Origin of the sequence: Vibrio sp. V19_P1S1T109, assembly GCF_002241375.1 — a bacterium.
Taxonomy (GTDB): Bacteria; Pseudomonadota; Gammaproteobacteria; order Enterobacterales; family Vibrionaceae; genus Vibrio; species Vibrio anguillarum.
Window position 1 is genome coordinate 1 of sequence record NZ_NDIM01000059.1, and the last position, 12,009, is coordinate 12,009.

Below are 12,009 nucleotides of genomic sequence, written 5' to 3' on the forward strand. Positions count from 1 at the left end.
AAATTCGGTTAAGCCTTGAATCAAAGCCAAAAAAAACGCTTCTAAATAACTCATTATTAACTCTTAATTAATGTCGAACCAAAGTTTGACAGGGGTGAGCGATTCTAAGTTGATCGCCTGTTGCCATATTTGACGCACACTACGACCATCATTGGGAACGATCCGTTCCGGTAACAAATCGTAAAGTGGTTGTATGACAAATGGATATTTAAAGATATCACTGCGTGGCAGTTCAGGATCTTGCGCTGAAATTTCTTCACCAAACAAGATGATATCGAGATCTAAGGTGCGATCTTGAAATTTTTTCGCCTGCGGATCGCGCCCCCATCGAGATTCAATCGCTCGAAGTTGCGCCACGAAATCACTCAACGAAAGCCTTGTTTCCAGCGCAACGACTAAATTATAAAAAGCCGCACTATTGAAACCAACCGATGCACATTCGTAAATGGTCGAGATCTGTAGTTGATTTCCGATGGTCGACAATTCCTCGATGGCCGCTTCGATATGTTTGCGTCTTTCAATATTAGAACCGACGCCAACATAGACAGTCGTCATGCATGGCCTCGTTCAATGATAACGCCAACACTGGATGCCTGTGCTACCGCGCCGGGCTTTGCTAAGCGAATTTTAACCCAAGGAACAGAAAAGCGCTGCATGATAAGCTCTGCTACTTCTTCTGCAACACGCTCAACCAATAAAAAGCGACCATTTTCAATGTGCGCGATCACCGTTTGGCTCACTTGTGCGTAGTCTAACGCATCGCTCACATCATCACTTTTAGCTGCGGGTTGATTGTCGTGCGCCATTTCGATGTCGAGCACTAATTTCTGCTTGATCTCTTGTTCCCAATCATACACACCAATGGTGGTGATCACCGTCAGCTGTTCAATAAAGACTTTATCCATTTTTGCGTCTCTTCCTCTAGAGGTCGGATACCCTAATTACGTAAAAAATCGTACTATTTTGCCTAATCGCGATATCATATACCCAAACTGAGTCGAGATGCGAAATCCAAAACATTTTTTTGCTTTTCATCATGGTTAACAATGGCTTGTGAACTTGCTTTAGGGCATTTCCACTGCAGAGGTACTTATGACACCACTCGCACTGATAATGATCATTTCTGCCTATTTACTGGGTTCGATCTCAAGTGCGGTGTTGATCTGCCGTTTATTACGCCTGCCCGATCCTCGCAATATGGGCTCAAATAACCCCGGTGCAACTAACGTATTACGCATTGGTGGAAAAAAAGCCGCCATCGCGGTACTGCTGTGTGACATGCTCAAAGGTACTATTCCAGTATGGGGCAGCTACTATTTGGGGATTGACCCCATTCTATTGGGCCTAGTCGCCATCGCCGCTTGCCTTGGCCATATGTATCCTATTTTCTTTCATTTTAAAGGCGGAAAAGGTGTTGCAACAGCACTGGGAGCAATCGCACCGATCGGTTTAGATCTCACCGCACTTATCATATTGACTTGGGTCAGCGTTGCATTTTTATTTCGCTATTCATCCTTAGCGGCTTTGGTTACCGTGCTGCTCGCTCCGTTCTACACTTGGTTGATCAAACCGCAATATACCTTACCGGTAGCAATGCTGTGCTGCCTTATCGTGTTTCGTCATCACCAAAATATTAAACGGTTATTGGCTGGCACAGAGCCGAAAGTGGGTGAGAAAAAAACACTTGGTTCTTGAGCTAGCTTGGATGATGGATAAACCCGCTTGCAAATAACGTCAATGACGAATAAGCAAAAGGCCTCTTACGAAGCCTTTTTTGATTAAGCATGACCCGGTAATTAGAGAAGACTAGCTAAGCGCTTTTTTCAAGAAACGGGTCAACATGGCGGTAACGTATTCAGGTTGCTCTAAGTTACTGATATGTCCAGCATTAGCAATAACCTCTAACTCACTGCCGTGAATGGCATCATTCATTAAGTAAGCCTCAAGAGGCGGACGAGGCATATCTTCAGCGCCAGCTGCAATCAGCACTGGCAACCTCAATTGCTCCACCTCTTCAATCATGTCACGACGACCGAAGATCATTTTCCCCAACCGAGCCACTTCCACCGCTTGTTGACCAGTAAGCGCCGATAAATGTTGCTTGAATCCAGCCACTAATGCCGGAGATTGCTGCTCGCCATCTTTTGCAAAAAACATCGGTACAACTGCATCAACAATCGGTGCTGGCACTTGCTGCATCGCCGCAATCGCATCGAGCATGGCAAAATATTTTGCATGGCTGACTTCAGGCTCTAGACCAACAAAGGTATCCATCATCACTAATGATTTCACGCGCGCAGGCGCAAGAACGGCTAACTCAGCCCCCCACATTCCACCTACAGAAAGACCAATGATAGAAAACTGCTCAATCGATAAGTGGTCCATCAAAGCCAAAATATGCTGAGCATAATCTTTTAGTGTGTTCATGGATGACGGTGCGAAATCTGACTGACCATGCGCCCATAAATCAGGCACGATACAGCGGTAGTGTTGACTCAACGCTTCCAGCTGAGGTGCCCACATTGCGCTATCCCACAGATAGCTGTGACCGAAAACAAGCACTTCACCTTGCCCTTGATCCAAATAACGCATCTGGCAATCATCAATAACAAATGTCTTCATTGTGAATCCAATATTAGTAAAGTAGGTTGGCATTGTAGCATTGATATGAGCGATAACAGCTCAGAGCAGAATGTAAGCAATGGCTAATTAAAATCAATACAGAACGCCACAGAAACGGAAGTACCAAAGAACAAAACGGCCTCTAAAAAGAGACCGTTGCGACACCCGCTAAATAATGGGTTTAAGTTGATCAATCGGCCAGCGAGGTGTTGCCTGCACCGCTAAATCGACTGTTTCACCATTTTTTAAACGCTGCATACCCGCATAAGCAATCATTGCACCGTTGTCGGTACAAAACTCAGTACGCGGGTAATACACTTCACCACCAATTTTTTTCGCCAGTGCGCCAAGCTCTGCGCGTAACTGTTTATTGGCACTCACGCCACCGGCAATAACAATGCGTTTCATGCCAGTTTGCTCAAGGGCGCGTTTGCACTTAATCACTAAAGTGCCACACACCGCCTCTTGAAAGGCATACGCAATATCCGCTCGGGTCTGATCATCATTCTCATTAGCTGCAATCGTATTGGCTGTAAATGTTTTTAAACCAGAGAAACTCATGTCTAACCCTGGTCGATCCGTCATCGGACGCGGAAACTTAAAACGCCCTGGCGTTCCTTTTTCAGCCAAACGAGCCAACAATGGCCCCCCAGGATAATCAAGCCCCATCAGCTTCGCGGTTTTATCAAACGCCTCACCGGCCGCGTCATCAATAGACTCTCCGAGGATCTTATATTCACCAATCCCTTTCACCTCTACCATCATGGAATGACCACCGGAAACCAGTACGGCCACAAACGGAAACGGAGGCGGATTATCTTCAAGCATCGGAGCTAAAAGGTGCCCTTCCATATGATGAACAGGCACCGCAGGCACATTCCACGCATAAGCCAAACTACGGCCAATCGTCGCGCCAACAAGCAGCGCACCCACTAAACCAGGACCTGCGGTGTAAGCCACGCCATCAATATCCGCAGGCGTCAAATTCGCTTCAGCCATCGCTGCTTTTATCAGTGGAATGGTCTTTTTAACATGGTCTCTAGAAGCAAGCTCCGGCACCACACCGCCGTAATCGGCGTGCAGTTTTACTTGGCTGTACAATTGATGAGAAAGTAAGCCTTTCTCTTCGTCATAAATGGCGATGCCAGTCTCGTCACACGAGGTTTCAATACCAATAATGCGCATAATTTTCTCAGCACGCTTTCATCAACAATTGGAAATGGCCGCCATGTTACCCCGCCTTGGCTCCGTAAACAAATTTTGTACAGACTATAATCGACAAAGTGCTTTACAAAGCTATTGCGATCGGATTAAAATTCCGCACCATTTTTGATCAAGCTGATAACCGAGCAAACAGACAAGAAATCTTGTGGTTTAAGCCTCAAAATATCAGCGTTAACGAATAACCCCTGAGGTGAAAGGCATATGCCAATAGTTAAAGTACGTGAAAACGAACCGTTCGATGTTGCATTACGTCGTTTCAAGCGCTCTTGCGAAAAAGCAGGTATCCTTTCTGAAGTGCGTCGTCGTGAGCACTATGAAAAACCAACTACCGTTCGCAAACGCGCTAAAGCAGCAGCTCAAAAGCGTCACGCTAAGAAGCTAGCTCGCGAAAACGCACGTCGCGTTCGCCTGTACTAATAACCTTTTTCCATTAAGGAACGAGAGTTATGGCTCTAATTGATATCCTCAAAGAAGAGCAAAAATTAGCGATGAAAGCCAAGGATAAAGTACGCCTTGGCACTATTCGTTTAGCCTTATCCGCGATCAAACAACGAGAAGTCGACGAGCAGATCACTCTGAACGACGACGATATTCTTGCTGTGATGGTAAAAATGGTTAAACAGCGTCGCGACTCTGTCGCTCAATATGAAGCTGCCAATCGCCAAGATCTCGCAGATGCAGAGCAAGCAGAAATCACTATCCTTGAGGCATTTATGCCTCAGCCGTTGAGCGATGATGAAGTGAGCGCATTAATTGATGATGCGATCACCCAGTCCGCTGCTGCTGGCATGCAAGACATGGGGAAAGTGATGGCTGTCTTGAAACCGCAAATTCAAGGGCGTGCAGATATGGGTAAAGTCAGCGGATTAGTTCGAACTAAACTCGCTTAAATGCCCGCATCAAATTGCATCAAGCCGTGCTATCCTCTGGAGCGCACGGCTTGTTTGTATCTAATCATTCGTTTTAATCTTTTCTTTTAGGTTTTATGGCAGGACACATCCCTCGCAGTTTTATTGATGATCTCCTTGCTCGACTTGATATTGTCGACATCATAGACGCACGTGTGAAACTTAAGAAAAAAGGTAAGAACTACGGTGCTTGCTGCCCATTCCATAATGAAAAAACGCCCTCATTTAGTGTAAGCCAAGAAAAACAGTTCTATCACTGCTTTGGTTGTGGCGTGCATGGCAACGCCATCGACTTCATGATGGAATATGAACGCCTTGAATTCGTCGAGGCCATCGAAGAATTGGCTTCTTTTGTGGGGCTAGAAGTTCCCCGAGAGCAACGCTCTAGTGGCCATTTCTCATCAGCCCCTAAAGCCAATAGTGAAGAAAAACGCACCCTTTATGACTTAATGGGCAGCATTGCGCAGTTTTACCGCAACCAACTCAAAGTTCCGGGTAATCGTCATGCCATCGAGTATCTGAAAGATCGCGGTCTTTCTGGCGAAATCGTGCAGAAATTTGGTATTGGCTATATCGCTGACGAATGGGATTTAGTGCGCAAAAACTTCGGTCAGCAACAAGAAAGCCAAGAGATGCTCGTCACTGGCGGTATGTTGATCGAAAATGACAAAGGCAACCGCTACGATCGTTTTCGTGGACGTATTATGTTTCCCATTCGCGACCGCCGCGGACGAGTGATCGGCTTTGGTGGACGCGTTACGGGTGATGGAACGCCAAAATACCTGAACTCCCCAGAAACCCCCATTTTCCATAAAGGTAAAGAGCTGTATGGCCTATACGATGTCATGCAAGCCTATCGTGAACCCCCGCAAATATTAGTTGTTGAAGGTTATATGGATGTGGTGGCACTGGCGCAATATGGAGTGGACTACTCGGTTGCTTCGCTAGGAACCTCAACTACTGGCGATCACCTGCAACTGCTTTTTCGCCAAACCAATACGGTGGTCTGTTGCTATGATGGTGACCGAGCAGGACGAGAAGCGGCGTGGCGCGCACTGGAAAATGCGTTGAGTTATCTCAAAAGTGGCAATATTCTTAAATTTCTGTTTTTACCTGATGGTGAAGACCCAGATAGCTACATCAGAACCCATGGAAAAGCGGCCTTTGAACAGTTAGTGCAAGATGCTGAACCCCTATCCAAATACCTATTTACCAACCTACTGTCACAAGTTGATGTCGGTAATAACGAAGGGAAAGCAGCGCTTGAGGCGCTGGCATTACCACTGATTAATAAAGTGCCAGACACATCTCTACAAGCGCAATTGCTCAAAATATTAGGGCAAAAAACTGGGATTTATAAAAAGCCATCACTGCCAGAATCAGACAAACACCGCTCACAACCACACAAAGAGCTCAAACGCACACCGATGCGTGAAGTGATCGCTTTGCTTATTCAAAATCCAAGCTATGCTGAAATGGTACCTGATATTTCCAGCGTTCAATCCTTGCCCATACCCGGTTTAAGTTTATTAATTGAGGTACTTGAGAATTGTCAAGCGTACCCCAATATTACTACAGGCCAATTGCTTGAACACTGGCGCGGTAATAAAAACGAGACCCTTCTGTCTCGCCTCGCAAGTTGGGAAATTCCACTTGTTGAAGACAACCAAGAAGAACTATTTTTAGATTCATTGGACAAAATATTGGCTCAATGCATCGAAAAGCAAATTGAAAACCTGCAGGCAAAAGAAAGAAGCGTCGGTTTATCAGCCGAAGAGAGACGGGAGCTTCAAGACTTAATGAAAGACTTGAAAGCGTAACCCAGTTTAAATAGTCAGCAATGAATAAATTTGTTAGTATATGTGGTTTGCATTTCGCATACTAATTCCTTCACCAGATATGAAGTTGGATACCGTCTATGGATCAAAATCCGCAGTCACAGCTAAAACTACTTGTCATTAAAGGCAAAGAGCAAGGCTATCTGACCTACGCCGAAGTAAATGACCACCTACCAGCAGAAATCGTAGATTCCGAGCAGGTAGAAGATATCATTCAGATGATCAATGACATGGGCATTAAGGTGGTAGAAACTGCCCCTGATGCCGATGATCTTGCTCTAAATGATGACAACGCAATCACCGATGAGGATGCTGCCGAAGCTGCAGCCGCTGCATTATCCAGTGTAGAAAGCGAAATTGGTCGTACTACCGACCCTGTGCGCATGTATATGCGCGAAATGGGTACCGTAGAACTGCTGACTCGCGAAGGTGAAATTGATATCGCTAAGCGTATTGAAGATGGTATTAACCAAGTTCAACGCGCAGTGGCTGAATATCCAGGCACCATTCCATACATCTTAGAGCAATTTGACAAAGTTCTTGCTGAAGAACTTCGTTTAACAGACCTGATCTCAGGTTTTGTTGATCCTGACTCAGATGCAACGAACGCCCCAACAGCGACCCATATCGGTTCAGAGCTTGCTAGCGCTGACCTTGCTGATGAAGACGACCTCGATGATGACGACGATGACGACAGCGAAGATACTGACTCTGAAGAAGATGCAGGAATCGACCCTGAGCTTGCGCTAGAAAAATTCACCGAACTACGCAACAAGTATCAAAATCTTCAACTCGCGAAAAATGAGCATGGCTATGACAGCAATAAAGCCGCCCAAGCCACCGAGTTGATGTTGGATATTTTCCGTGAATTCCGACTCACGCCAAAGCAATTTGACTACCTAGTCAACAAGCTTCGCACCTCTATGGATCGTGTTCGTACTCAAGAACGTCTGATCATGAGAGCTGCGGTCGAATACGGTAAAATGCCTAAAAAATCATTCATTGCCTTATTCACTGGCAATGAATCAAGCGATGCATGGTTAGATGAAGTACTCGCTTCAGAAAAACCTTATGCAGAAAAAATCAGACAGCAAGAAGAAGACATTCGTCGTTCAATTCATAAATTGAAAATGATCGAAGAAGAAACGTCTTTGAATGTGCAAAACATTAAAGACATCAGCCGTCGCATGTCTATCGGTGAAGCGAAAGCTCGTCGAGCGAAAAAAGAGATGGTTGAAGCAAACTTGCGTCTGGTTATTTCTATCGCGAAGAAATACACCAACCGTGGCCTGCAGTTCTTGGATCTTATCCAAGAAGGTAATATCGGCCTGATGAAAGCGGTAGATAAGTTTGAATACCGCCGTGGTTATAAGTTCTCAACTTACGCCACTTGGTGGATTCGCCAAGCTATCACACGTTCAATTGCAGACCAAGCACGTACTATTCGTATTCCAGTGCACATGATCGAAACGATCAACAAACTGAATCGAATCTCACGTCAGATGCTGCAAGAGATGGGCCGTGAGCCTCTGCCAGAAGAATTGGCAGAACGCATGCAAATGCCAGAAGATAAAATTCGTAAAGTACTGAAAATTGCTAAAGAGCCAATCTCTATGGAGACACCTATCGGTGACGACGAAGATTCGCATCTTGGTGACTTTATCGAGGATACAACCCTTGAACTACCACTTGATTCTGCTACGGCCACCAGCCTAAGAGCAGCGACTCGTGACGTTCTTGCTGGCCTAACTCCTCGTGAAGCGAAAGTACTGCGTATGCGTTTCGGTATTGATATGAATACAGACCATACGCTAGAAGAAGTCGGTAAGCAGTTTGACGTAACGCGTGAGCGTATCCGCCAAATTGAAGCGAAAGCACTGCGTAAACTGCGTCACCCAAGCCGCTCTGAAACATTGCGCAGCTTCCTAGACGAGTAATCGCAACCTATCCAATCTAAAAGGTGAGCACAAGCTCACCTTTTTTGTATCTCATAGTTTAAGTGGATAAAAACTAAGCGCATTTACCCTATTTTGCGGGTAGACACTCATAACTCCATCCCCTATAATCACACACCTAATTTGGCCCCTTAGCTCAGTGGTTAGAGCAGTCGACTCATAATCGATTGGTCCCCAGTTCAAGTCTGGGAGGGGCCACCACTTTCTCTTCTACATATGTCTACCAACGTCTATCCACCCCAATACAATCAACACTTAGCAAGCAATCTTTGTCTATAGCTGTCTATGCTCATCTTGTAACATCCACGTTTTAATGTACCATCGAATGTACCAACGGCTAAATATCGACTATTTTGGTGGTACATCATGGCAAAAAGAGTGGTCCCTTTAACTAACACTCAAGTTAAACAAGCTAAAGAATCCGACAAAGAATACACACTCTCTGATGGTGATGGCCTTCAATTGCGTGTTAAAACGAATGGCACAAAGTTATGGATTCTGAAATACACTCATCCAATAACAAAAAAAAGAAACAACATAAGCTTTGGCAGTTTTCCTGATGTCTCTCTTGCCGAGGCAAGGAAAAGACGTTCTGAAGCAAAAACTCTTTTAGCTCTCAATATCGATCCTAAGCAGCATAAAGATGAACTGCTCTTAAAAGAAAGAGCTGAGCTTGAAAATACCTTTGGTAAATTTTCTGATAGATGGTTAGCACTCAAGAAAGAAAGCGTAAAACCGGAAACAGCAGATAAAGCTTATCGTGCTCTTGAGAAACATATCCTACCTAAACTTGGGAATGTCCCCATCCAAGACATCAAACCCAGAACGGTACTCAGTATTCTTGAGCCAGTAAAGGCACAAGGGACTCTAGAAACAGTTAAAAGACTATGCCGTATAATCAATGAGGTTATGCGTCTTGCTGTAGCATCAGGTGACATAGAAGTAAACTACCTAGCAGACATCACCAAGCTCTTTCCGGCCCCTAAACGCCAGCATATGGTAACTATCGAACCAGAAAGACTACCAGAGTTGATGCAAGCTATAGCTGGTGCAAACATTACACTATCTACTCGTTGCTTACTTGAGTGGCAACTACACACAATGACAAGACCGATTGAAAGCGCTACAGCACGTTGGCAGGACATAGATTTTCAAAATAAAGTGTGGGTTGTTCCTGAAGAAAGAATGAAGATGAAGCGTCCCCACACAATCCCTCTTACAGAGCAAACTTTGGCACTTTTAGAAATAATGAAGCCAATCAGTGGTCATAGAGAATTCATCTTCCCAAGTAACAAAGATCCGAAAAGCCATGTAAATAGTCAGAGTGCTAATATGGCGCTGAAAAGGATGGGGTTTGAAGGACAGTTGGTTTCTCATGGACTAAGAGCATTAGCAAGTACCACTCTTAACGAGCAAGGGTTCAATCCTGACGTTATTGAAGCTGCGCTAGCTCATGTTGATAAGAATGAAGTTCGGAAAGCTTATAATCGTGCTGAATATCTTGAGCAACGCAGAAAGCTCATGTGCTGGTGGAGCGATCATATAACCGCTTCCGCTGAGGGGAATGTCTCACTCGTGAGGAGAAAAGGGCTTAAATTGGCAGGGTGATACTGAATATCCACACTCATAATGACCAAAGCACCTATGAATAACGTAGGAACAAAAAAATAAAAGAGGCTGCGAATATGCAGCCTCTTTTATTATCCAGCAATCACAATATGTGTACAAACACGACTATTCATTTCTTTCGCGAAGTATAATGCGTAAAGCCAATTGATTTGCTTCACACAAAAGCTCCTGAAAGCCTAAATTTTTTGTTGATATGTGTAGTCTCTCAGAAAGTGATGAGAGTCTTAGAGAATCGGAACAATTCATATCAAATTTTGGCAGTCGAAGATGTTTAAAAACATTGCTGACTTGGATGCTTATTGTATGACTTTCAATATAGTTCTTAACCAGCTCACAGTTAAGTAGGCCACAAATATAATGTGCCATTTCTTTTGAGTAACATTCTACAAAATAAACTTTATGATCGGGAACATAGGGTCGGCTACCGACTAACGGCACATCTTTAGATGAACATACCGCAGCTTTGAAAGTACCACTTTGCTCAGCCCACATGACCTTATATGGTGCAAAAGAGTACTCTCCAACATTATATATATGATAAAAAGCGTATTTGTTTAACCTTGCCTTATATGTTGAACGATCTAGCAACTTATCCTTATATGCTTCTAAATATCTGAAGGTCTCTGGCAAATCATTTTCTAACCTATCTTCCGCATCAAGTAGCTTCTGCTTTGTTATCGCCTTATTGGGAACTAAGTGATATAGATTGTGCTTAGGATTGAAACAAAACGCAGAGAAATCAGCAGCACCTTTTACCATAGGGTATAGTAGTTCAGGTTCAATCCAGAACTTCTTAGCGACTCCAATATCTTTTTTACCTGCCTCTGGGCGAGTTTCTATAAGCACTAAGCCGCGCTTATGATCAACATCTAGAATCTCCACCATGTAGATACTATTCAGATCAGCCGTTACCCCTTTGCGCCCCGCAATCCAATCGGATTTGCCTCTAATATTTGAGGTTTTTTCAAAATCACCTACGCCCATTACTGCCCATGGAGAGTTTATTTCTCCGACAGGGTTGGCCTCCATAACGTTCCGCACAATACCCTTAGAAATTACATCTAATGTATCATTTTCAGAAAGGGCTTTTTTATAACCAGATTTTGCATTCCATATATAGTAAGGGACTGGGTATGGATCTACTTGCTGTTGGACCTTTTCAAATCCAACAATCACTGTCTTATTAGCCGCATCCGGGAATGGCTTTAAGCTTTTAAGATCTTCAACAAACTTAGGATGTAAATAAGATCCATCCTTAATTTTAAAACTACGGAATCCTTGTGACGATGGCGACTGAAAATGAGTTTGGGTTAAAACAAAAACCAATTTCCCACCAAATTTCAACCACTTATCAGAAACCGTATACGTAATCATTCCGGAAATATCTAGTTCATTTCCACCATGAAACTTAGTCTCTGAGAAAATGGCATATTCCTCACATGTTGGTTTCACTTTTGTTCGATAATCCTCAGGCAGTGCTGACCATCTAACCCATGGTGGATTCCCAACAATCAAATCAAACGGCTCTGTAGCAGCCGACCAGAAAAAATTTCGAATAATTCTAAACCAAATACCATTCCAATTTTTTCGATGTAAAGCTAATACCCTATTATAAGTATTTGATAATGGGGTATCCCACTCTGCGATTTTCTCTAGTTTTAGAACACCACGACGAATCAACTTTTCTTTAACTACATCATACTCAAGATCGTCATCAACGCTTTCACCCATGACAGTAAAAACTCGATCTAGTGTTAAACGATCAAAAGCTAACTCAGTAGGAATTGTAATCAAGAGATCCGCCGTTGTACTACCTATACGATACTTTACAAC

At 43.9% G+C, this 12,009-nt stretch carries 11 protein-coding genes and 1 tRNA gene; 7 read left to right on the forward strand and 5 right to left on the reverse strand.

Going from position 1 to position 12,009, the window contains the following annotated elements:
• Positions 1 to 63 precede the first annotated feature (63 nt).
• Both folK and folB read right to left on the reverse strand, forming a co-directional pair.
• The gene (gene folK / locus B9J87_RS02910) at positions 64 to 555 is read right to left on the reverse strand and encodes a 2-amino-4-hydroxy-6-hydroxymethyldihydropteridine diphosphokinase (protein ID WP_094149321.1); all 492 of its coding nucleotides are present in this window, start codon (positions 553 to 555) and stop codon (positions 64 to 66) included.
• On the reverse strand, positions 552 to 905 hold the full coding sequence (gene folB, locus B9J87_RS02915) for a bifunctional dihydroneopterin aldolase/7,8-dihydroneopterin epimerase (protein WP_094149322.1): 354 nt from the start codon (positions 903 to 905) through the stop codon (positions 552 to 554). The genes folK and folB overlap by 4 nt, the downstream gene beginning before the upstream one ends.
• A gap of 187 nt (positions 906 to 1,092) precedes the next feature.
• On the opposite strand from folB, the gene plsY reads away from it, so the two are divergent.
• On the forward strand, positions 1,093 to 1,695 hold the full coding sequence (plsY, locus tag B9J87_RS02920) for a glycerol-3-phosphate 1-O-acyltransferase PlsY (protein WP_017047525.1): 603 nt from the start codon (positions 1,093 to 1,095) through the stop codon (positions 1,693 to 1,695).
• Between the two features lie 111 nt (positions 1,696 to 1,806).
• Here the strand turns inward: plsY and B9J87_RS02925 are convergent, their stop codons facing one another.
• Together B9J87_RS02925 and tsaD are read right to left on the reverse strand one after the other, a co-directional pair.
• The gene (locus B9J87_RS02925) at positions 1,807 to 2,655 is read right to left on the reverse strand and encodes an alpha/beta fold hydrolase (RefSeq protein WP_094149323.1); all 849 of its coding nucleotides are present in this window, start codon (positions 2,653 to 2,655) and stop codon (positions 1,807 to 1,809) included.
• A gap of 135 nt (positions 2,656 to 2,790) precedes the next feature.
• Complete coding sequence (gene tsaD / locus B9J87_RS02930) at positions 2,791 to 3,807, reverse strand: tRNA (adenosine(37)-N6)-threonylcarbamoyltransferase complex transferase subunit TsaD (RefSeq protein WP_017046706.1); 1,017 nt, start codon at positions 3,805 to 3,807, stop codon at positions 2,791 to 2,793.
• Between the two features lie 240 nt (positions 3,808 to 4,047).
• Here tsaD and rpsU point away from each other — a divergent pair, with 240 nt between their 5' ends.
• The 6 genes from rpsU to B9J87_RS02960 all read left to right on the forward strand — a co-directional run bounded on the left by rpsU (position 4,048) and on the right by B9J87_RS02960 (position 10,155).
• Positions 4,048 to 4,263, forward strand: coding sequence for a 30S ribosomal protein S21 (rpsU, locus tag B9J87_RS02935; RefSeq protein ID WP_004396009.1), 216 nt, complete (start codon positions 4,048 to 4,050; stop codon positions 4,261 to 4,263).
• A gap of 29 nt (positions 4,264 to 4,292) precedes the next feature.
• Positions 4,293 to 4,736, forward strand: a complete 444-nt coding sequence (locus B9J87_RS02940; protein WP_010318215.1) for a GatB/YqeY domain-containing protein — start codon at positions 4,293 to 4,295, stop codon at positions 4,734 to 4,736.
• Positions 4,737 to 4,831: 95 nt separating this feature from the next.
• Positions 4,832 to 6,574, forward strand: coding sequence for a DNA primase (gene dnaG / locus B9J87_RS02945; RefSeq protein WP_013857726.1), 1,743 nt, complete (start codon positions 4,832 to 4,834; stop codon positions 6,572 to 6,574).
• Between the two features lie 98 nt (positions 6,575 to 6,672).
• Positions 6,673 to 8,529 (forward strand): RNA polymerase sigma factor RpoD, encoded by a 1,857-nt coding sequence (gene rpoD / locus B9J87_RS02950; RefSeq protein ID WP_013857727.1) that lies wholly within the window; start codon positions 6,673 to 6,675, stop codon positions 8,527 to 8,529.
• A 143-nt stretch (positions 8,530 to 8,672) separates the two neighbouring features.
• Positions 8,673 to 8,748, forward strand: a tRNA-Ile gene (locus B9J87_RS02955).
• Between the two features lie 165 nt (positions 8,749 to 8,913).
• On the forward strand, positions 8,914 to 10,155 hold the full coding sequence (locus tag B9J87_RS02960; protein WP_001129564.1) for an integrase domain-containing protein: 1,242 nt from the start codon (positions 8,914 to 8,916) through the stop codon (positions 10,153 to 10,155).
• A 126-nt stretch (positions 10,156 to 10,281) separates the two neighbouring features.
• Here B9J87_RS02960 and B9J87_RS02965 read toward each other — a convergent pair.
• On the reverse strand, positions 10,282 to 12,009 hold a 1,728-nt coding region (locus B9J87_RS02965), incomplete at its 5' end, for an Eco57I restriction-modification methylase domain-containing protein (protein ID WP_441351326.1).

What these genes read in the sequence shown, in the direction of transcription:
- rpoD (WP_013857727.1), top strand. Translation starts at nt 6,673, where the DNA reads ATGGATCAAAATCCGCAGTCACAGCTAAAACTACTTGTCATTAAAGGC.
- plsY (WP_017047525.1), top strand. Translation starts at nt 1,093, where the DNA reads ATGACACCACTCGCACTGATAATGATCATTTCTGCCTATTTACTGGGT.
- folK (WP_094149321.1), bottom strand. Translation starts at nt 555, where the DNA reads ATGACGACTGTCTATGTTGGCGTCGGTTCTAATATTGAAAGACGCAAA.
- rpsU (WP_004396009.1), top strand. Translation starts at nt 4,048, where the DNA reads ATGCCAATAGTTAAAGTACGTGAAAACGAACCGTTCGATGTTGCATTA.
- folB (WP_094149322.1), bottom strand. Translation starts at nt 905, where the DNA reads ATGGATAAAGTCTTTATTGAACAGCTGACGGTGATCACCACCATTGGT.
- B9J87_RS02940 (WP_010318215.1), top strand. Translation starts at nt 4,293, where the DNA reads ATGGCTCTAATTGATATCCTCAAAGAAGAGCAAAAATTAGCGATGAAA.
- tsaD (WP_017046706.1), bottom strand. Translation starts at nt 3,807, where the DNA reads ATGCGCATTATTGGTATTGAAACCTCGTGTGACGAGACTGGCATCGCC.
- dnaG (WP_013857726.1), top strand. Translation starts at nt 4,832, where the DNA reads ATGGCAGGACACATCCCTCGCAGTTTTATTGATGATCTCCTTGCTCGA.
- B9J87_RS02925 (WP_094149323.1), bottom strand. Translation starts at nt 2,655, where the DNA reads ATGCCAACCTACTTTACTAATATTGGATTCACAATGAAGACATTTGTT.
- B9J87_RS02960 (WP_001129564.1), top strand. Translation starts at nt 8,914, where the DNA reads ATGGCAAAAAGAGTGGTCCCTTTAACTAACACTCAAGTTAAACAAGCT.